This is a genomic window from Streptomyces spongiicola, from assembly GCF_003122365.1.
In the GTDB taxonomy this organism is placed as follows: Bacteria; Actinomycetota; Actinomycetes; order Streptomycetales; family Streptomycetaceae; genus Streptomyces; species Streptomyces spongiicola.
The window spans coordinates 7,041,265-7,061,750 of record NZ_CP029254.1 but is presented as its reverse complement, the minus strand read 5'-3'; the positions used below and the strand labels follow the sequence as shown (position 1 = coordinate 7,061,750).

The following is a 20,486-nucleotide window of genomic DNA, read 5'->3' as shown; positions in this document are numbered from 1 at the left end:
CGGCCCACCGCAACGCCGTGGCCGGCCGGGGCCGCGGACCGCCCGCCCACCCACCAACTGCACCCGCACCTTCACCTTCACCTGCCGACCAGAGAGGCCGTCTCCATGACCGACCCCGTCCAGACCCTGCCCGAGCCGGAAGCCGTCGGCAAGCTGTACGACCGGCTGACGCTGAGCGCGATGAGCGACGGAACCTTCAACCCCAACGTGCACATCGGCTACTGGGACACACCGGACTCAGAGGCCACGGTCGAGGAGGCGATGGACCGGCTCACCGACGTCTTCATCGAGCGGATGAGGGTGGACGGCTCCTCCCACGTCCTCGACCTGGGCTGCGGGGTGGGCGGCCCCGGTCTGCGGGTCGTGACGCGCACGGGCGCGCGGGTCACCGGCATCAGCATCAGCGAGGAGCAGATCAGGACCGCGGGACGGCTCGCGGCCGAGGCCGGGCTCGCCGACCGTGCCATCTTCCGCCACGGCGACGCGATGCGGCTCCCCTTCGAGGACGCGTCGTTCGACGCCGTGATGGCCCTCGAGTCCGTCTGCCACATGCCGGACCGGCAGCGGGTGTTCACCGAGGTGTGCCGGGTGCTCCGGCCCGGCGGCCGGATCGTCCTGACCGACGTGTTCGAACGTCACCCGCGAAAGGCGGTGCGGCACCCGGGCATCGACAAGTTCTGCCGCGACCTGATGTCGACCACGGCCGACATCGACGACTACGTCGCACTGCTCCACCGCTCCGGCCTGCGGCTGCGCGAGATCCTCGACGTCACCGAGCAGACCACGCTGCGCCTCGCCGACGAACTGGGGAAGCTGGCGGCCGCCGAGGAGCGCCCCGCGGCCATGGACGAGGGCAACTTCGACTTCGGCGACGACTCCTTCAAGCCGTCCGACCTGGCGGGAGCCGACGACTTCGGCTGCCTGCTGGTCACCGCCGAACGCCCCTGACCGGGTGCGCGCGGGGAGGGTGCACCCGCGCACCCTCCCCGCGCGGTACGGACGGGCCGTGAGCCGAACGCGCAGCACGGATCCACGAGGAGAGGCAGGAACGAGATGACGTACTCCGGCGAGCGGACCGACGTGCTGGTCGTGGGCGGCGGCCCGGTCGGGATGGCGGTGGCACTGGACCTGACGTACCGCGGGATCGACTGCATGGTCGTCGACGCCGGTGACGGACAGGTCCGGCATCCCAAGGTCAGCACGATCGGTCCGCGCTCGATGGAACTGTTCCGCCGCTGGGGCGTCGCGGACGCCGTCCGGGGGGCGGGCTGGCCCGCCGACCACCCTCTGGACATCGCCTGGGTCACCAGGGTGGGCGGTCACGAGGTGTACCGGTACCGCCGCGGCACCGCCGCGAGCCGGCCGGCCTTCGTGCACACTCCCGAGCCCGACCAGATCTGTCCCGCACACTGGCTGAGCCCGGTGCTGTCGCGGGCGCTGGGCGTCCACCCGGCCGGCCCGCTGCGGCTCCTCACCACCGTCGACCGCGTACTGCCGGCCGATGACCACGTCGAAGCCGTCCTGACCGACCGGGCCACGGGCAGGACCGGCACCGTCCGGGCACGCTTCCTGGTCGCCTGCGACGGCGCCTCTTCTCCCATCCGCCGGGCCTGCGGCATCGAGGCGCCGGGCCGCCACCGCACACAGGTCTTCCGCAACGTCCTCTTCCGGGCCCCCGAACTCAGGGAACGGCTGGGCGACCGCGCCGCCCTCGTGTACTTCCTGATGCTGTCGTCCACGCTGCGCTTCCCCATGCGCTCGCTGAACGGCGGCGACCTCTACAACCTGGTCGTGGGCGCGGACGGCGACCGCGGGGCGCGTGCCGACGCGCTGTCCCTGATCCACGATGCCCTCGCCTTCGACACGCCGGTGGAAGTGCTCGGCGACAGCGAGTGGCACCTCACCCACCGGGTCGCCGACCGGTACCGGGCCGGGCGCGTCCTCCTCGCCGGCGACGCGGCGCACACCCTGTCGCCCTCGGGCGGCTTCGGGCTCAACACCGGCATCGCGGACGCCGCCGACCTGGGCTGGAAACTCGCCGCCACACTGAACGGCTGGGCGGGTCGGCACCTGCTCGACACCTACGACACCGAGCGCAGGCCGATCGCCCTGGAGAGCCTCAACGAGGCCAACACCAACCTGCAACGCACCATGAGCAGGGAACTGCCGCCCGGGATCCACCTGGACGGGCCCGAGGGCGAGCGGGCCCGCACCGAGATGGCGGGGCGGCTGGCGAGCAGCGGCGCGCGGCGGGAGTTCGACGCCCCGCAGATCCACTTCGGACTGCGCTACCGCTCCCCGGCGATCGTCGACGACCCCGGCGTACCGATCCGCCAAGGCCGGCCAGACGCCGACTGGCGGCCCGGCAGCGAGCCCGGCCACCGCGCCGCGCACGCGTGGTGGGAAGCCTCCACCTCCACGCTCGACCTGTTCGGCCAGGGCTTCGTACTGCTCCGCTTCGCGGACCACGACGGCCTTCCGGCGTTCGAGCGCGCGTTCGCCGAGCGGGGGGTCCCGCTGACCGTGCACCGGGGCGGCGACCCGGAGATCGCCAAGCTGTACGAGCGCTCCTTCGTGCTGGTACGCCCCGACGGCCACGTGGCATGGCGCGGCGACGACCTCCCGGGGGACCCGGTGGCCCTCGTCGACACGGTCCGGGGCGACCGGGGCGAGGCGGCGTCCGGCGAGGGGTGACCGCGCCACGGCCCGCTTCAGCCGAACGAACGGACCACCGCCGAGCGCCCCGTACCGGTGGGCTTCGGCCAGGGGTCTCGCTCGCGGACGAGTCCGACCCGGCGGGTCCGGGTTCGGGTTGCCGCCCGCCGGTGCGGCTGCGGGCGCGGGCGGCGGCCGGGCCGCCCCCGGTGAGTTCGGACATCGGGGCGGGCACGGACCCGGCGACGGCGCCGAGGATCGCGACCGGCCCCGGCAACCACGTCACCGGCAAGGGCCGTTTCCTCCGGGCCGGCGACCGCGCCGGCATCCCCGTGCGCGAGACCACCCGCGCCGCATGCTTGGAACGAGTTCCGGTTCGCCGTGACCCGCACTCACAACGGCTACTGATCGTGAGCGGCTTGGAGGCCGGCGCAGGAGGAGTTCAGGCAGGCGCCGGACCCGGCCTTCCCGGCACCGCGTCCTCCTGCCCCGACCGCTGCCCGGCGTCACCGGCCGCTACGGGCCGGAGCCGCCCGTCACGGCGGACCCTTCGGCCTCGGGTCCCTGAACCGGAGTCAGGAAACGCCGCGGAAGAAGGTCCGGATGTCGTCCGCGAGCAGCTCCGGCTCCTCCATCGCGGGGAAGTGGCCTCCCTCGGCGAACTCGCTCCAGTGGTCGATGGCCTTCCCCGGGTCCAGCACGCGCCGCATGAGCGGGTGGGTGTCGAACACGGCCCATCCGGACGGCACACCGGAGCCCATGACCAGGTCGACGCCGGAGTGCTCGGACTCGTAGTAGAACTGCGCGCTCGACGCGCCGCTGCGGGTGAACCAGTACAGGCTGATGCCGGTGAGGAGCTGGTCGCGGTCGACCGACTCGTCCGGCGTCCGGTAGGCGCCCCCGGCCCTGGTCCCGAACTTCTCGGCGATCCAGGCGAGCTGACCGACCGGCGAGTCGGTGAGCGCCGCACCGATCGTGTCGGGGCGGTGGTTCTGCATCTCGAGATACCCGCGCTCGGCCGCGTACTCGGTGCGCACCGCCTCGATCCGGGCGGTCTCGTCGTCGGACAGCCCCTCGGGGAAGGGGAACCGGTCGCCGAGCAGACCGAGCCACCGGGGGTCGCTGCCGATGTGGGTGCCGATCACGCGCTCCGGGTGGACCGCCGCGAGGCGCCCGGTGACCCCCGCGCCGATGTCGGTGCCGTGGGCCGCGAACCTCTCGTAGCCGAGACGCGTCATGATCTCGGCGTAGGCCTCCGTCGTCCGCGCCAGCTCCCAGCCGGTCCCCGACAGCGGGGTGGAGAACCCGAAACCGGGCAACGACGGGACGACCACATGGAACTCGTCGGTCAGCAGCGGGACGAGTCGCCGGTAGTCGACGAACGAGCCCGGCCAGCCGTGGTTCAGGACCAGCGGGACGGCCCCGGGGTTCGCCGATCGCGCGTGGACGACGTGGAACGTCTGGCCGTCGACGACCGTCGTGAACTGTTCGTGCTCGTTGAGCCTCTCCTCCTGCGCACGCCAGTCGAAGCCGTCGCGCCAGTACTCGGCGAGTTCCCTCAGGTACACCGGCGGGATGCCTCGGCTGAAGTCGGTGCGATCGTCCCGGCCCGGCACGGGGACGGGCCAGCGCGTGCGGGCCAGCCGGTCGCGCAGGTCGTCGAGGTCGGCCTGCGGGATGCCGATGCGGAACGGTGTGAGTGCGTTGTCCTCGTTCATGGCAGGCGACGTTCCCAGGCAATGCGGCAGGCCGGCTTCCGCAATCGCCGACATGATGGAGAACATGCTGGAGACCTCGGCCCGCCTGCTCGAACTGCTGTCACTGCTCCAGTTGAAGCGCGACTGGACGGGTACCGAACTCGCCGGCCGGCTCGACGTGAGCACGAGGACGGTGCGCGCCGACATCGCCAGGCTGCGGTCGCTCGGCTATCCCGTGGACGCGCGCCCCGGCGTCGCGGGCGGGTACCGGCTGGCCGCCGGGACGGCGATGCCCCCACTGCTGCTCGACGACGAGGAGGCCGTCGCCGTCGCCGTCGGACTGGGTGCGGCCGCGACCCGAGGGCTCGGCGTCGAAGAGACGTCGCTCACCGCGCTCGCGAAGCTGGAGCAGGTGCTGCCCTCGCGGCTGCGTCGGCGCGTCGAGGCGGTACGCGAGGCGACGAGCGTCGTTCGGGGAACCGAGCCGCCGCTCGACCTCTCGGTTCTCGGCGCGGTCGCTGCCGCGATCCGCGGCCGCGAACGGCTCCGGTTCGGATACACGAAGCCCGGGGACAGCGAAGGGGCCCGCCATACCGAACCGCACCGGCTGGTGAGCTGGGGACCGCTCTGGTACCTGCTCGCGTGGGACCTCGACCGTGATGACTGGCGGGTCTTCCGCGTCGACCGGATGGTTCCGCGCCCGGCGACGGGTGCGCGGTTCCAGCCGCGCGCCATCCCGGCGGACGATGCCGTCGCGTACGTCGTCGGACGCGTCGGCAAAGCGGCCTGGAAGTACCGCGCCCGGGTACTCGCTCATGCTCCCGCCGCCGAGGTCGCCGCGAAGATCCCCATCCCGGTCGATGTCGAGGTGGTCGACGAGGCCACGTGCCGTGTCGAGCTGGGCTCCGACGACCCGGACCGGCTCGCGCTGTGGATGGCCCAGCTCGACGTCGACATCGAGGTGATCGACGGAGACGGACTCGCGGTGGCGTTCGACCGCCTCGCGAGGAGGTTCCGCCGCGCGGCGGGCGGCGCCTCCGCGACGTGAACCCCGGCCGCCGGCCCTCGACGGTGCCGCCGAGGGCGGTGTCCGGGGCCCTTGCGGGCCTTGCGGGCCTTGCGGGCCTTGCGGGCCTTGCGGGCCTTGCGGGCCTTGCGGGCCTTGCGGGCCGCTGGGCGCGGCCCGCGCCCAGCGGCCCGCGCCTGCCCGCCTCGGCCCCAAGTGCTGCGGCCGCGGCGGCCGGTAGGCCGATCCCCTGCGCGTCCGCCGCGCCGTACGTGGCGCAGGGGGCGCAGGGGGCGCCGGCCGCCTCCGCGGCTACCGCCCGACCAGGCCGGGACAGCGCGCTCCCCCGTGCCTGCAGTGGCAGTCGCGGCGGCAGCGGCACGCCGCGGCGCCGGTACGCATCCCTCGCCGTGGCCGCCCACCGGCAGGAGCGGCGCACGGCGGCGGTGAGCGCCCCCGACGGCGAGACGGCCGCCGGAGGACCGCCGACGGCCCGCCGGGCAGGTCCCGTTCCGCCTGCCGGCCCGCCGGAGGTGCCGTGAGGTGCCGTGAGGTGCCGGGCGAGCGCATCCCGTCCCCGCCGGGGCGGCGTCCTCGGCAAGGGGGAATGTCAGGGCGTGTCCGCCGCCGGTGCCGCGGTCTCCCCGGTGGGCCGGATGCGGAGGTCCTCGGTGTCGCCCGGGCCCTTCAGGGCCTGGTGGCGTTCGGTGTCGGTGAGGTCGAGGGCGGTCAGCCGGCGCTGCCATTCGTCGACGCCGCCGGTGTCCTCCAGGGCGGTCGCGAGTTCGATCAGGGCGGCGAGCGTCCGGGCCACGTCCACGGGCGCAGAGGTGCTCTCGTGCCTGCGCAGAGCCGTGGTGAGGACGCGGAGAGCGGCGCGGTCGTCGTTCCTGAACTCGGAAAGGATCCGGGCGTTGTCCAGGGCCCTGGCCAGACCGGTGAGGGTCTTCGAACCGCCGTACTCCAGCTTCGCGGGCTCGTCGCGCTGGATGAAGATGATCGAGTTCCCGGACGGGTCGACGAGGGTGAACCGGCTCGCCCCGGGCCGGAATCGGGTGATGCGGGGCCTGCCCTTGGCGAGGACCCTGCCGTAGGCGGCGCGCATGGCCCGGGTGAGTTCCGCGTGGTAGGGCGCGATCTCGTCGACCAGGACCAGGCAGGCGCCGGCGTCCTCCCGGCTCGGGTCGATGTTCCTGGGCGGCGTCCCGAAGTGCAGCGCGAAGCCGCTCCATTCCAGCGCCAGATAGACGTAGGGCCGGGTCTGACGGTAGGAGACCTCGAATCCCAGCGCCTGGTAGAACTCCAGCGTCTCCTCGACCGATGCGCACGGCATCACCGGCACCGTCGTCTCGTTCGCCCGGACCATGGCTTCCGTCACGATCTCCACCTCTCGACGTCCCTTCTGAACTGAAGTCGCTCCGAGACTGCCGCAGAATCGATTCCGGCGCCCGCGCCCGCGCAGGTCGACGGCGCCCGCGCCCGTGCAGGTCGGCGGCGCCCGCAGGCCCGCGCCGCGTTCGCCGCGGCCCCGGCCTGCGGGAGCCGGGCCCGCCCAAGGGAAGGGGGTGGGCCCCGCTTCCGCACCGCAGCCGCCGACTCGGGAGAGGGCCGGGCCGGCCGGCACTGCGGTGGGCGGTTCGGGCGGTTCGGGCGGGAGCGGGCGGGCTCTCCCCGGCGGGGCTGCCATCGGCGAGTGCGTGCCGGGGCGCACTGCCGGGTGCGGTCGCCGTGCCGATCCCCCTCCGGGCTGCGGCACTTCGGGGTTCAGCCGGTGGCCGTCCGACGGCACGCGCCCCGCCCTGACACCGGAGCGGATTCCCGAATCGGGTCGAACCGGTACAGCGCATCCCCGGAAGTTGCCGTCGGCGCACCCGTCGCGCTGTCCCGCGGCGTCCTTCCGGAGCCTTCACCCGTGCCCCCGGACGACGTGACGGACAGGGCCCATGTGCGCGGATCGCATACCGGTATTCCCTGATATGCCGTCACCAGAGCGCTCACGCTGAGTGTCGTCATCTGAATGAAACATTCGGCTACCTAGCGGTAACACGCGGGCCTGTGCCACCTTTTCCGACGCCACCGGCCGGTGTTCAATCCCCAACCCCCACCCACACCGCGCTCCCGCACGGGGCGAGGTGTGGCCGAATGCTGGAGACAGCCCTATGAAGCGCTCCGTTCGCACCGTGGCCCTCGGTGCCGTGGCCGCCGCGATCACTCCCCTCCTCGCGGCGTCGCCCGCACAGGCCGACACCCGCGACCCGGTCATCTTCGTCCACGGCCTGAGCAGTTCGTCCAGCACCTGGAACACCTGGGTGGGCAAGTTCAAGGCCGACGGCTACGACTCCTCGGAGCTGTTCACCTGGTCCTACAACTGGAAGCAGTCCAACAAGACCACGGCGTCCCAACTCGCCACGAAGGTCGCGCAGGTGCGCGCCGCGACCGGCGCGGAGAGAGTCGACATCGTCACCCATTCCATGGGAGCCCTCAACGCCCGCTGGTACGTCAAGTTCAACGGCGGCACCTCGTACGTCGACGACTTCGTCTCGGTGGCCGGCGTCAACCACGGCACGGATCTGAGCGCCCTGTGCGCCTTCTACACCTCGTGCTGGGAGATGGTCGCCGGCAGCAGCTTCCTCAAGACCCTGAACTCCGGCGACGAGACCCCCGGCAGCGTCGACTACCTGGCGCTGTACTCGACGTGCGACGCCCTGGTGAACCCGGACTCGTCGGCGAAGCTGGACGGCGCGACGAACGTGTCCGTCGGCTGCATCAGCCACAACAACATGAACGACAACGCGAGCAACTACACCAAGGTGCGGGACTTCATCGCCTGAACCGGGTTCCCGTAGGGGCCGCCCGCCCGTCCGTCCGTCCGCCCGACCGTCCGCCGAGGCGCGGGGGCACCGCCCCACCCGGAATCAGGTCCGGGTTGCCCGATCCCCGATCCGGGATCGGGCAACCCGGAGTCCGGAGGGACGGTTGCGGGCCGCGGTGGACGAGGACGGCCCGGAACCACCGCCGGTTCCCCGTCGCGGCTCCGGGCGCCGGATCCTCACCCGGTCCACACAACCGCGGCCACCGCGCCGGCCCGGGCCCAGCCCCGCGCGCCCACCGGTGGCCGAGTCGCCGGAGGCGCTGGAGCGCCGCCGGCACGGTGGGGACGGGCGGTGCGACCGGATCGGCCCGGCCCGGCGCCGTCATGGACGAGGCGCTACGGGGTGGAGGACCCCGGCCGCCCGGAGGCGGTCCCGGTCGCCGGCGGCGTCGTGAAGAGCCCCGCGAGCGTGCCACTGTCCGGGGTGGCCGAGGTGTCGGGCAGCCGTCCCAGTGCTGCGGCTCCGAAGGCCACCAGGGACGCGGTGTTCGTGGCGTAGGCGTCCAGGTCGCGCGGCCAGGTCTCGGGCGGCTGCTGCGCGAGCAGGGCCACCGATCCGTGCAGTCCGGCGCAGATGGCGCGGGTCAGCTCCGCGACGTCGCCGCGCAGGGCGCCGGCCGCGACGCACGGCTCGACCGCCTCGGCCAGGTAGCGGAAGCAGTCCGCGGCCACCTGCCGACTCGCCTCGGTGGCACGGCCGTTCATGACGAGGCTGTACCGCAGGGGGTGCTCGAGCCCGAAGGCGATGTAGGTGGCGCAGCGGCGGTGGAGTGCCGAGAAGGGGTCGTCGACGTCCGAGGCGGCATCGCTCATGCACCGGCCCAGTTCGTCCCAGACCCCCAGACACACGGCGTGCAGCAGTTCGAGTCTGCTCGCGAAGTGCAGGTACACCGAGGGCGTCGTCACTCCCACCGCGGCGGCGACCCCGCGCACGGTCACCGCCTCCTCCCCGTCGGCGTCCAGGATCCGCTCCGCCGCGGCGAGGAGTTCGGTGCGCAGACGCGCTCCCTCCCCCGGCCGGGCCCGCTTACGCCCGCCGGCGCCGGTCATCGGCGGCTCGCGGTGAACACCGGCTTGCCCGCGGGAGGGTCGAGCAGCACGTCGGGGGCGTCGTCATAGCCGTAGGGCCCGGCGATGAGCGGACTCGGGTCGAGGGCCCCGGAGTCGATCAGCCGCAGGACCTCGGGGGCGAAGGGGGTGATGTGCGGAGGCCCCGTCACGAAGGTGACTCCGCTGGAGTAGAGCTCCAGGTAGGGCAACGCGGGTTCGGTGAAGAACACCGACCGGGACACGCAGGTCCCTCCGGGCCGGGCGGAGGTCAGCGCGCACCGCAGTCCCTTCGGATGGGCCGACGCGTCCACGGTCAGGTCGTAGCGGCCCTGAATCCGCTCGGAGTAGGAATCGATCAGCGTCGCCCGGGCGCCCAGAGCGGCCGCCTTCTCGACGGAGCGGGGATCGCGGTCCACGTAGTGCACCGCGGTGCTGCCGAGTGCCGTGCAGGCGAGGACCGTCAGCAGTCCGAACGTGGGAGTCCCTCCGACGACCAGCACGGCGGCGTCCGGATCGGCGCGGAGTGCGGGGCTGACCGCGCGGTAGGCGTCGACCAGGTTGTCCGAACAGGACGCCGCCATCACCGGGTCCAGGCCGGGCGGCAGCGGTACGAGGCCGTGCTCGGCCCACGGCACGCGGACCAGTTCGTCGAAGAGCCCTCCCCAGGAGCCCCCCGCGGGGGTGCCGTAACTCGCGAAGGGCGGCACGGCACTGCACGCACCCGGCATCGACCGGCTGCACTCCGCGCACACACCGCAGTTGATGTGGCACGGGATGACGACCCGGTCGCCCGGCTGCAGACCGCTGACGGCACTGCCGACGTCCACGACCTCGCCCACGGCCTCGTGCCCGAGGGCGTAGGGCGGTTCGAGCGGGCTCTCGTGCACCAGATGGCGGTCGAGGTCGCACACGGCGGACGCGAGGGGGCGCACGAGGGCGTCCGTGGCCTCGCGGAGCGAGACGGGCGGCAGGTCCCGCCATTCGACCCGTCGCGGACCCAGCACAGTCAGACTTCGCATCGCGATCACCCGAGCCCTTCGTCAGCAGCGGGGCCTCACCCCGTCCCGTTACACGCCGTGCTCCTGCCGCAGGCACGGCAGGGGCACGGTCACCGGTGACCAGGTTGACATGTCAGGCTGACGGTGACAAGTAGCCGGACCCGGGGCCGTACGAGTACGGCCGGCGGCAGCACGCAGGCCCCGGGGAACGCGCCTCACCTCTTGCATCTCGCACCTCTCGCATCTCACACCTCTCGTCCGGGTCTCCGCGGCCCCGGGCGGCACCGGACCGCCTGGCCGCCTGGCCGCCGGGAGGGCCCCGCAGGCTCCGGAGGCCGCCCGGCCCTTTGGTACCCTCTGGTGGTCCGTCCGAGGGCGTCCGCGACGCCGGCTCCGGGGCCCGTACCGCCCGTACCGGTGGACGACCGGGGAACCACCGCTCCCGGCGGTCGCCCGGTCATCCGATCGGGGCGGGTACGACTCGGGGAGGGAAGGGAGTGGCCGTGTTCCGCAACGGCGAACCGCTGCCCACCCGGAAGCCGCGGCCCGTCCGCGGGAGTTGCTGAGGAAGCTGGGCTGAGACATGGACGCCGACCGGCTCTCCGAAGTCCTCGACGCGACCTACACCTGCCTGGTCCGGCACGGAGTACGGCGTACCACGATGGACGACATCGCCTCCGCGATGGGAGTGTCCCGGTCGGCGGTCTACCAGTACGTCCGCAACAAGGACGACGCCTTCCGCAAGCTCGCCGAACGCCTCCACGCCCAGGCACTCCAACGCGCCCGGCAGGCGGCAGCCCAGGACGCCCCCGACGCCCACCGCATCCGGGGCGTCCTCGCCGCCAAACACGACCTGGCCCTCCAACTCATCGGCGACTCACCCCACACCGCCGAACTCATGGACGCCAAAGCCCGGCTGTTCGCCGAAACCTGCTCCACCTTCACCACCGAACTCCACACCCTCCTCACCGACCTGTTCACCCAGGCCGGAACCGGCCCCGCACGAGCGACCGAAGCAGCCGACATCTGCCTCGCCCTCGTCATCGGACTGGAAACCGCACCCGACAGCCGGCGCCTCCTCCCCCGCGCCGCGGACGCCCTCATCACCGGCCTCCTCCAGCAGAACACCGCGACGGTGGTGACGGACCCCGGACCCGGCGCCCTCACCGCCCAGGCGTAGGGGCAGCACCACCCGGACTCACCGGCGGCGTTGTGCGGCCCGTCGGCCGGGCGCGTTGTGAGGCCTGGCGCCGGGCACGGGCGGTGTCGGTCAGCGGGGCTGGTGGAGGCGGAAGGACCGTGTGAAGCGCTTCAGCCGCAGCGGGGCGACCGGGCGCCTGAGCGGCCGACCCGGTGAGGGTGTCGGAGACGCGGACGGGGTTCTCCGCGACGTCGGCGCCAGGCGGGCCTGGGCACGGGGCGCTGCCGTCGGGCGGGTGGAGAGCGATGGGCGTACCGGTGCGCGGCATGCGCCCGGCGCGGTTGCGTGTCAGGCGCATACCGCTCGGCGCGGGCGGGCCGGCACAACGGCGCCGGTCGGTCCGGGCCGATGCGGCGGCGCCGGTCGGTCCGGTCAGGGGGCGGCTGCGCCCGGGTGGGCGCCGCCGTACGGGAACGAGGCGCCCTCAAGGCCCCTCCCGCCGGAAGCACGGCGGGTGTTCTGCTGGAGGAGGCCGGTGATGAGGGCGTCCGCGGCGCGGGGGAGGAGGCGCCGGCTGTCGGGTGCGGTTTCCAGTCCGATGACGAGGGCGAGGCAGATGTCGGCTGCTTCGGTCGCTCGTGCGGGGCCGGTTCCGGCCTGGGTGAACAGGTCGGTGAGGAGGGTGTGGAGTTCGGTGGTGAAGGTGGAGCAGGTTTCGGCGAACAGCCGGGCTTTGGCGTCCATGAGTTCGGCGGTGTGGGGTGAGTCGCCGATGAGTTGGAGGGCCAGGTCGTGTTTGGCGGCGAGGACGCCCCGGATGCGGTGGGCGTCGGGGGCGTCCTGGGCTGCCGCCTGCCGGGCGCGTTGGAGTGCCTGGGCGTGGAGGCGTTCGGCGAGCTTGCGGAAGGCGTCGTCCTTGTTGCGGACGTACTGGTAGACCGCCGACCGGGACACTCCCATCGCGGAGGCGATGTCGTCCATCGTGGTACGCCGTACTCCGTGCCGGACCAGGCAGGTGTAGGTCGCGTCGAGGACTTCGGAGAGCCGGTCGGCGTCCATGTCTCAGCCCAGCTTCCTCAGCAACTCCCGCGCTGCGTCGAGGGACGACGCCGGGTTCTGGCCGGTGACCAGGTTGCGGTCGACGACGACGTTGGGCGCCCAGGCGTCGCCTTCCCGGAAGCGCGCGCCGATCCCGGTCAGACGGTCCTGGAGCAGCCACGGGGCCTTGCCGGCGAAACCGGCCTGCTCCTCCTCGACGTTGGTGAAGCCGGTCACCTGGAAGCCGGCGAAGACGTTGCCGCCGTTCTCGTCGACGGCGGGGAGCATGGCGGCCGGGCCGTGGCACACGATGCCGAGGGGCTTGCCCGATCGCATGGCGGACACCAGCAGGCCGGCGGAGTCCTTGTCCACCGCCAGGTCCTCCATCGGGCCATGGCCGCCCGGGTAGTAGACAGCCGCGTAGTCGTCAAGGGCGACGTCCTCGATGCGGATCGGGTTCCGCAGCTGGGCGATGCCGGCGAGCCGCTGCCGGAACCTCTCGGCGTTCTCCTGCCCCCCGGCCATCTCCGGGGAGAGGCTGCGCTCGTCCACGGTCGGGATCACGCCGCCCGGCGTGGCGACGGTGATCTCGTGCTCTGCCGCCGTGAACTCGTCGAACGGGGCGACGACCTCCTCCGCCCAGTAACCGGTCGGGTGCTGCGTGCCGTCGTTGAGGGTCCAGAACCGGGCCCCGCTCACAACAAAAAGGATCTTCGACATGATCGAACCTTCCTCTGACGCGGACCTCGGCGGCCCGCCATACCCCCACTCTACAGAATGACAATCTGAGCGCAAAACGTCAGAGCGTCAGTGGATCTCGGCGGGCTCGCCTGGGCGGGGGTCCTCGGGCGCCGGGCGTGCCGGGAACCCGGCGAACCCTTCAGGAGCACCGGCCGGCGGAGAAGAAGCCGGGGCGCCGGGGCGGTTGCCCCGGCAGGAGGAGCGGCAGGAGGAGCGGCACCTCGGCGGCGACGGCCCCGGCCACCGGGGCCGGGCCGGGCGGCCGGACGACGTCCGGGTCGGCAAGCGCCCCCGGAAGGTGACCGCCGCCGCTCAGAACAGCGCCAGACCCTCGCCGCCGGTGTCCGCGATGACCGGCCGGAACCGGGTGGGCAGACCCTCCAGGCTGTCGGGCCCGGCCGCGGCGGCCACGGCGGGAGCGGTCTCGGCCAGCCAGGCGCCGAACCGCTCGACCGCTTCACGGTAGGGGACCCGCGCAAGGACCCGGTGCTCACCGGAAGGGCAGAAGTCGACGGCGACCGTGAGCAGGCAGGAGCGGGGCGCGTTCTGACTGCCCGTCCAGGACACGCGCAGCACACCGCAGGGCTTGCGTGCGCGGGAGCCGCGGGGTTCCCGGTGGGTCGGGCGCAGTGCTCGGCAGGATATGCGGGCGGTCCATGCGGCGAGGTGCGGCAGCGGGAGGGTGGTACGGGTGCGGCAGCCGGGGCAGCGGTGCCAGTGGCGCAGCCAGTCGGCCGCGTGGGTGTGGAAGAGGGGGATGTAGTGGTCGGCCACGCGGATGTCGTTGCCGTACAGGTGGTCGGGGCGTTCCTGCGTGTTGCAGGAGTGACAGACGGGGGCGCGGACGTAGCCGTGTTCGTGGCAGTGGTCGAGCACGGCGGCGGGCGCGGTGCGGCAGACGGCGCACCGCCAACCGGCCACCTTGCGGGAGATGCCGGGCTTCCTGCTGAGTACCGAGTAGACCTGGCCTTGCAGTTCCCCGTCGTACGCGCGCGGTGGGGCGGCCGGTGGCCGAGGGCTCGCCGGCGGCCGGCCGCCGGCGGCCGAGGTCTGCCGGTGGCGGGAGGGCGGCTCGGCGGGGGCCGCGGCGTCCCGGCGGGCCGGTGCGGCTCGCAGCCACCGCGCTTCGGCGTGCTCGGCCGCGTCCAGCAGCCTGACCACGGCGCGCGGCAGCCACCACGTCCGCTCCGCGTGGTCGCGGGTTCGTGCCTCGAGCAGCGGCCGCCAGTCGATCCCCGCCAGATGGTGCGGCCGGCCTCCCGCATGCCGTGCCGCCCGTTCGAGGGTGCCCGACTCCCGCAGCTCCCGGGTGACGCGCGGGCGCCAGCGCAGCGGCGGGCCCTCCATGCGCTCCCGCTCGGCGGCTCCGCGGAACGGACCGATGCGGACCAGGTCCCGGCGGTCCACCTCCACCGCGTTCAGTTCCGCCGCCGCCCGGCGCACCTCGGTCTCCGGAACACTCCACAGCCCGCCGCCCGCCCGCACCGTCGCCACCGCGCGGCCGCCCAGCAGGATGTACCCCGACCCGGCATCGGCAGGCGGGGCGGTGAAGGCCGAGGAAGCAGCCGGCACAGCACTGCCGTTCGTCAAGCCGACCCACAGGGCGTCCGCTGCGCCCAGAGCGATCAGGCCGCCCGCGCGGCCCTGGATGACACGATCTGACATACCGGCAGGCTAAGGCCTGTCCCGCAGTATCCAGCGGGCGTATGACGACGGTCCCGGCACTTCGCCGCGTCGCCGGATCACCCGGATACAGCAAAGTGCACCCGATACAGTGCACCCGATACGGGGACGGCCCTCGGCCTTGCGGCGCGCCGCGACTTCCGGCACGCGCCGATCCACCGGCGCCGGTGCGGGACATCCCCCGGCGAGCGGCACCGCCATGCCGACAGGGCGATCGGCACACCCCACCCCGCACGGCCACCGCACGCGGGCCGCGCCGGAGGCGACGAACGAATCGATCGGCACACCGCCGCCCGGCCACCGCGCATTCCCGCGCCGGCGCCGTCGGGCCGTGGGTCCGTGCCGGCCCACCGAAGACCGCCCCTTGCATCCATGAGTCACCATATCTAGAGTGAGACCGAGTTCCACTTATGGCATCTGAATCTATCTTCGAGTCGATGTCGCATCGACTCGACGCCCGGCACACGAAGAACTCCGGAGGAGTGCAGGATGAGCGACAGCAGGAGGGCCGACTTCACCGGCCGCACGGTGGTGGTCACCGGCGCGAGTTCGGGGATCGGCGCCGCGGCGGCGCGGCGCTTCGCCGCACTCGGGGCGACGGTCGCCGTCGTCGGCCGATCGCGGCAGAAGACCGGCGCCGTCGCCGCGGAGATCGGCGCCGAGGCCCACCTCGTGGACTACGGGCGGCTGGACGACGTGCGCCGCCTGGCCGGGGAGCTCCTGGTCCGCTACCCGCGGATCGACGTCCTGGCCAACAACGCGGGGGGATTCTTCACCAGCCGCAAGGAGAGCGCCGACGGCCACGAACTGACCTTCCAGGTCAACCACCTGGCGCCGTTCCTGCTGACGAACCTGCTGCTGGACCGCCTCGCGGAGGCACCGAACGGCTCCCGGGTGGTGAACACCGCCAGCGTGGAGTACCGCAGGGGGCGCCTGGACCTGGACGACCTCGACCGCACCCGCGGCCGCTACCGCTGGCGGGAGGCGTACGCGGCCGCCAAGCTCGCCACCGTCGTCTTCACCGGGGAACTCGCCCGCCGAGCCCGGGGCACGGGTGTGACGGCCTCGTCCTTCCACCCCGGTTCCATCGCCAGCGACGTCGCCCGGGACAGCGCCATGATGCGGGCGTTCATGGGTTCACGCCTGGTCAAGTCCATGATGTCCACGCCCGAGCAGGGCGCCGAGCCGCTGCTGCACCTGGCCGGCGCGCCGAACGCCGCAGCCGTCAACGGCGCCTACTTCGACCGCCTCGACCGCGAGGAGCCCCGCAACGCACAGGCCACCGACCCCGGGTTCGCCCGGCGCCTGTGGGACCGCTCGGCGGAACTGACCGGCTCCGCGGCCACCGTCCTCGGGTGACGAGGCACGGTCCGGGGCCGGCGCGACTCGCCCGGTTCCGGCCCCGGCGGCCGTGAACCGCCGGGTCTCGGGTCGGCGGCCCGGCGCCCGCCGGCACCCCGGCACCCCGGCACCCCGGCACCCCGGCACCCCGGTGAGGTTCCCGCCCGCCGCCCCGGCGCGCCGCCGGCCCATCCGTACGGCCCGATCTCCACTGGTCGCCGCGCCAGGCCGCCCGGCGCGGAACCGGTGGATCCGCCCACACCGGCGGGGCTGCCGCACCCGGCCTTGCGTGCAGGCCCCGGGCCGGGCGGCGACGGTCACGGCGAGAGGGCCGCGAAGGCTTCGTCGAGCAGTGCGATGAGGTCGAGAGCGCCGTCCGACGCGGTCCAGTGGTCGACGGCGATGTTCAGGCAGTCCAGCGCCGCGGCGGCTTTCACCGACAGCGCGAGGGCCGAGGACCCGGAGGGCCCCGCCCGCTCGGCGAGGGCCCGCTCCAGCAGCGGATGCCATGTGCGCTGCCTCTCCAGCTGGCGTGCGCACAGGGCCGGGGTCTCCCGTACGAGACGGGCCAGCGCCAGGGCCCCCTCCGGATCCCGGCGGTAGGGTCCGACCACCACGTCCATCGAAGACCGCAGGGCGCTCCAGTCGTCCTCGGCGGCCGGGCGGGTCCGCAGAGCCGCGGCGATCCGTTCGCCGTGCGTGTCGAAGGCGCCGAGGACCGCGTCCTCCTTGGTGCCGAAGTAGCGCAGGAACGTGCTGCGGGACACTCCCGCCGCGGCGGCCAGGTCGTTCACCGTGACGTTGTCGAAGCCCTTCTGCCGGAACAGGCCGAAGGCGACCTCGGCCAGCTCGGCACGAACGGCCGCCCGGGCGATGTCCCTCGTGTTCGTACGCGGCGCTCCACTCACCGGGCGTCCCGCCTCCCGTTCGGCATCGACTACATGGTACTTGGTACCACATTTCAAACCTCATACCGAATGCGACATCGATACTCACAGATGCGCCCCTCCGGCGTACCGGCGGCTGCGGCTGTGGCTGTGGCAGCGGCAGCGGCGGCAGCGGCAGCGGCCGGCTTCTCACCACCGGCGTCAGGCCAGGCTGAACCTCTCGGCGTGCACCTGCCGGGCGGGAACCTTCAGCGTCCGCAGTGCGCCGAGCACGGCCGAGGTCATGGCCGGAGGCCCGCAGACATACACATCGCGTTCGGTGATGTCGGTGACCAGGGCTCGGAGGCTGTCCGGCTCGAACGGCCGTGTCCCCGCAGCGGTCTGGCCGGTGAGCAGGTGCAGCCGGCCGCCGCGGGCGGCGAGCAGTTCCCGTACCTCGCCCACCAGCACGGCGTCTTGGGCACTGCGCACCCGGTAGAGCACCACGACGTCGCCGGCCGTGTGCTCCTCCAGCAGGGCCCGGATGGGTGTGATCCCCACACCGCCCGCGATCAGCAGGGCGCCCGGCCGTGTCCGGTGCAGCGAGGTGAACGCACCGTACGGCCCTTCCATGAAGACGCGGCTCCCGACGGCGAGGTGCCGCAGGCCCGCACTGGTCCTGCCGACCGCTCTCGCCGTCAGGCGCAGCGACCGGCCGTCGGGTGCCGCGGAGAGCGAGAACGGGTTCGCAAGCCACCAGTGGTGGTGCCCGGGGAAGCGCCAGATGGAGAACTGGCCGGCCCGTGCGGGCAACCGGTCGAGGTGGCGCCCGGTGACGTAGACCGACACCGCCGTGTCCGACTCCGGCACCACGGCCGCGACCCGGAACCGGTGGTAGGCGTTGCGCCATACCGGCACCACGAGCCGCCCGAACACCAGGGCTCCGAAGGCGAGCAGCCACATGCCCCACCAGTAGACCCGTGCGAACCCGGACGCGCCGAAGGTCGTGGTCTCCAGCAGCTGATGGACGAACGACAGCCCGATGGCCAGGTACAGCAGCAGGTGGAGGGCGTGCCAGGTCTCGTAACGCAGCCGCCGCCGCAGGTACCGGGTGGACACCGCGGCGACCAGGACGACGACGGCCGCGGCGAGTATGCCCAGCAGGGAAGCCGGCACCCCGCTGAGCGCGAGGAGCGTCGCCGGCATCGACGCCCCGTCGAGCCTCGCGTATCCGAGCACGACCAGCGCGGCGTGGGTGAGGACGGTCCACAGCAGGGTGAAGCCGGCCCATCGGTGCCACACCGTCAGACGGTCCATGCCGATGCGGCGGTCCAGCCACGGCAGCCGTGCCACCAGCAGCAGCTGAAACAGCATCAGCAACGCGGCGTGCAGACCGATGAACTTGGCTGCCGTGAGAGTCCCGTTCTTGCCGGTGCCGCCCGTGAGGAACAGCGCCTCGACGACCACCACGTTGACGATGACGAACGTCCACAGCGCCCACCGCGCCGCAACGCGCGGGAGTACGCCACTTCTCCGGACCCGATGACCCGTCGCCACTTTCGCACCTCTCGTTCGCCGCGCCGCCTTGCTCCCGGTCCCCCGCCCGCGGTGTCCCGCAACCCGGGGCCGCCCTGCCGTGGAACCCGCCGGCTCTGCGGCACCGGGCCCGGTCACGTTCACGGTACCCCTGACGCGCCACGCCCCCGGGTGGTTCTCGAACGCCCTCGCGCACCCGTGGATCAGCGGCTGCACGGTACGGAGGACGCCCGGGGCCGAGGTCGGGCCTCTCCCTCCCGGTCCCGGGGCGCTCCTCCGGGCGGGACAGCGGAAACGACGGGAACGACGTCCGGCCGCCCCGTGGCACGAGCGGCCGGAGGCCTCCGGGCGTCTACACCGCCTGCGCCGGGGTGGCCGGATCCGGGAGCGGCCCGGCCTTCAGCCGGCGGGTGAAGACCCCCGCCAGCAACCCCGTGAACAGCAGGATCGGCAGCGCCTCCACGGGCGCGAGCTCGGGGAGGGCCACACCCGCCACGGTGACCAGCACAAAGGCTCCCGCCGCCACGATCGCGGCGCGCAGCATCCGGTCGTGCGCGGGAAGCGCCAGGGCGAGGAAGGCGATGCCGGTGGTGGCGGCGGCGGTCTTGAGCTGAGCGACCGCATACAGGGTCATCGTCGGCGCCGTCGTGAGCGGTTCCGCCGCCCATGCCTGGGCCGCGTGGACGGCGAGAACGGCGTTCTCCACCATGTCCAGGGCGCCGGCGGTGACCATCGCGCCGAGGCTGAGCGCGCCGAGAGTGCGGGAGACGGCCAGGGCCCTGGCTGCGGCGAACGCCGTCAGGTAGGCGACGACGAAGACGGTGTCGAAGGCCATCCACGACAGCACGGCCTCCGGCCTGTCGTTGAGGGGCCGCAGGAACGCGTCGGCGGGCAGCGGCACGTCGGTGGGCTGGAGACGCACATCCGCGTGCACGGCGGAGAGGACCTGAAAGGCCACCGCGCATGCGAAGGTCACCAGGGCCCCGATCAGGCCGGCACGGTAGAGCGCCCGGGCCGCGGGCGTCAGGGGCACGGCGACCGGACGCGCGGTCATACGGCGTCCCCCGTCCCGGAGGTCCGGAAGACCATGCCGGCGGTGAAGTCGTCCCCGTCCCGGTGCGACTCCATCCGCTCGACGGCGTGCACCAGCCGGTCGCGCAGCCCGGCGAGTTCCGCCAGTTGCCGCTCCACGTTCGCGATGCGCCCGCGCAGCAGCCCGGCGGCGTGGGCCACCGGGCAGTCCGGGGTCTGCTCGCAGGCGTCCGCCAGCTCCCTGATCTCCTCCAGCCTCAGGCCGAGGCGCTGCCCGACCCGGATGAAGTCGAGGCGGTCGAGCGCCTCGGGAGGGTACCGGCGGTGGTCGCCGCTGGTCCTCTCCGGGGGCGGGAGAAGCCCTTCGCGCTCGTAGAAGCGGACGGCGTCGACCGAGACACCAGCGGCGCGCGCCAGTGCCCCGGTGCTGAACCGGGATGTTCCCGGCAGGATCGCTGTGGTCATGTCCCGACGCTAGATCCTGGACACGACTCCAGCTTCAACCTCCCGGATCGTGACCCTCGCCACACCCCGTCGAAGGGGGCCGCGCCTGGGTCCGGCACGGGGAACCGAGTCCACCGAGGTTCCTGGGGCCCGGCGGGCGCTGTCCGGTTCCGGCGGGGCGCGGCCCGACCACCCCGGCCGGGGCAGCTGTGCCCGGGCCGGGGCAGCTGTGCCCGGGCCGGCTCCGGCGAACGCTGCCGCCGCCCGTCCGGGACGAGGCCGCGGAAGTCGGCCCGGCCACTCCGGCGGTGGACACCGGCAGGGAACACCGGCAGGGCACGCCGGCAGGGGACGCCGGTGGTCCGGTTCCGCTCGGAGTCGCCTCC

At 73.3% G+C, this 20,486-nt stretch carries 17 protein-coding genes; 6 read left to right on the top strand and 11 right to left on the bottom strand.

Annotated features, from left to right (window positions below; translation table 11 throughout):
- Positions 1-105: 105 nt before the first annotated feature.
- Positions 106-948 carry an SAM-dependent methyltransferase gene (locus DDQ41_RS30660; RefSeq protein ID WP_109297386.1) on the top strand — a complete coding sequence of 281 codons (843 nt, stop codon included), beginning with the start codon at positions 106-108 and terminating at the stop codon, positions 946-948.
- A gap of 105 nt (positions 949-1,053) precedes the next feature.
- Entirely contained in the window at positions 1,054-2,694 is a 1,641-nt protein-coding gene (locus DDQ41_RS30655) for an FAD-dependent monooxygenase (RefSeq protein WP_109297385.1), read from the top strand.
- A gap of 536 nt (positions 2,695-3,230) precedes the next feature.
- Here the strand turns inward: DDQ41_RS30655 and DDQ41_RS30650 are convergent.
- A complete protein-coding gene (locus DDQ41_RS30650; protein WP_109297384.1) occupies positions 3,231-4,373 on the bottom strand; it encodes an epoxide hydrolase family protein in 1,143 nt (380 codons plus the stop codon).
- Between the two features lie 64 nt (positions 4,374-4,437).
- On the opposite strand from DDQ41_RS30650, the gene DDQ41_RS30645 reads away from it, so the two are divergent.
- Positions 4,438-5,400, top strand: a complete 963-nt coding sequence (locus DDQ41_RS30645) for a helix-turn-helix transcriptional regulator (protein WP_109298027.1) — start codon at positions 4,438-4,440, stop codon at positions 5,398-5,400.
- Positions 5,401-5,968: 568 nt separating this feature from the next.
- Here DDQ41_RS30645 and DDQ41_RS30635 read toward each other — a convergent pair.
- On the bottom strand, positions 5,969-6,736 hold the full coding sequence (locus DDQ41_RS30635) for a VOC family protein (protein ID WP_262508625.1): 768 nt from the start codon (positions 6,734-6,736) through the stop codon (positions 5,969-5,971).
- Between the two features lie 781 nt (positions 6,737-7,517).
- Here DDQ41_RS30635 and DDQ41_RS30630 point away from each other — a divergent pair.
- Positions 7,518-8,189 carry an esterase/lipase family protein gene (locus DDQ41_RS30630; protein ID WP_109297383.1) on the top strand — a complete coding sequence of 224 codons (672 nt, stop codon included), beginning with the start codon at positions 7,518-7,520 and terminating at the stop codon, positions 8,187-8,189.
- A 377-nt stretch (positions 8,190-8,566) separates the two neighbouring features.
- Here the strand turns inward: DDQ41_RS30630 and DDQ41_RS30625 are convergent, their stop codons facing one another.
- Together DDQ41_RS30625 and DDQ41_RS30620 are read right to left on the bottom strand one after the other, a co-directional pair.
- Positions 8,567-9,280, bottom strand: coding sequence for a TetR/AcrR family transcriptional regulator (locus tag DDQ41_RS30625; RefSeq protein WP_109297382.1), 714 nt, complete (start codon positions 9,278-9,280; stop codon positions 8,567-8,569).
- Positions 9,277-10,299 (bottom strand): zinc-dependent alcohol dehydrogenase, encoded by a 1,023-nt coding sequence (locus DDQ41_RS30620; protein WP_162602769.1) that lies wholly within the window; start codon positions 10,297-10,299, stop codon positions 9,277-9,279. Before DDQ41_RS30620 ends, DDQ41_RS30625 begins: the two co-directional genes overlap by 4 nt.
- Positions 10,300-10,861: 562 nt before the next feature.
- On the opposite strand from DDQ41_RS30620, the gene DDQ41_RS30615 reads away from it, so the two are divergent.
- Positions 10,862-11,458, top strand: a complete 597-nt coding sequence (locus tag DDQ41_RS30615; protein ID WP_109297380.1) for a TetR/AcrR family transcriptional regulator — start codon at positions 10,862-10,864, stop codon at positions 11,456-11,458.
- Between the two features lie 393 nt (positions 11,459-11,851).
- On the opposite strand, the gene DDQ41_RS30610 is transcribed toward DDQ41_RS30615, so the two are convergent.
- From DDQ41_RS30610 to DDQ41_RS30600, 3 genes are all read right to left on the bottom strand, one after another.
- Positions 11,852-12,478, bottom strand: coding sequence for a TetR/AcrR family transcriptional regulator (locus DDQ41_RS30610; RefSeq protein WP_109297379.1), 627 nt, complete (start codon positions 12,476-12,478; stop codon positions 11,852-11,854).
- A gap of 3 nt (positions 12,479-12,481) precedes the next feature.
- Positions 12,482-13,177, bottom strand: coding sequence for a type 1 glutamine amidotransferase domain-containing protein (locus DDQ41_RS30605; protein ID WP_109297378.1), 696 nt, complete (start codon positions 13,175-13,177; stop codon positions 12,482-12,484).
- Between the two features lie 333 nt (positions 13,178-13,510).
- On the bottom strand, positions 13,511-14,863 hold the full coding sequence (locus DDQ41_RS30600) for an endonuclease domain-containing protein (protein WP_109297377.1): 1,353 nt from the start codon (positions 14,861-14,863) through the stop codon (positions 13,511-13,513).
- Between the two features lie 507 nt (positions 14,864-15,370).
- On the opposite strand from DDQ41_RS30600, the gene DDQ41_RS30595 reads away from it, so the two are divergent.
- Positions 15,371-16,240, top strand: a complete 870-nt coding sequence (locus DDQ41_RS30595; protein WP_109297376.1) for an SDR family NAD(P)-dependent oxidoreductase — start codon at positions 15,371-15,373, stop codon at positions 16,238-16,240.
- A 299-nt stretch (positions 16,241-16,539) separates the two neighbouring features.
- On the opposite strand, the gene DDQ41_RS30590 is transcribed toward DDQ41_RS30595, so the two are convergent.
- From DDQ41_RS30590 to DDQ41_RS30575, 4 genes are all read right to left on the bottom strand, one after another.
- A complete protein-coding gene (locus tag DDQ41_RS30590; RefSeq protein WP_245990825.1) occupies positions 16,540-17,130 on the bottom strand; it encodes a TetR family transcriptional regulator in 591 nt (196 codons plus the stop codon).
- Between the two features lie 180 nt (positions 17,131-17,310).
- Positions 17,311-18,645, bottom strand: coding sequence for a ferredoxin reductase family protein (locus DDQ41_RS30585; RefSeq protein WP_109297375.1), 1,335 nt, complete (start codon positions 18,643-18,645; stop codon positions 17,311-17,313).
- Between the two features lie 331 nt (positions 18,646-18,976).
- Positions 18,977-19,678 carry a hypothetical protein gene (locus DDQ41_RS30580; RefSeq protein WP_109297374.1) on the bottom strand — a complete coding sequence of 234 codons (702 nt, stop codon included), beginning with the start codon at positions 19,676-19,678 and terminating at the stop codon, positions 18,977-18,979.
- On the bottom strand, positions 19,675-20,121 hold the full coding sequence (locus DDQ41_RS30575) for a MerR family transcriptional regulator (RefSeq protein ID WP_109297373.1): 447 nt from the start codon (positions 20,119-20,121) through the stop codon (positions 19,675-19,677). Before DDQ41_RS30575 ends, DDQ41_RS30580 begins: the two co-directional genes overlap by 4 nt.
- Positions 20,122-20,486: the final 365 nt, after the last annotated feature.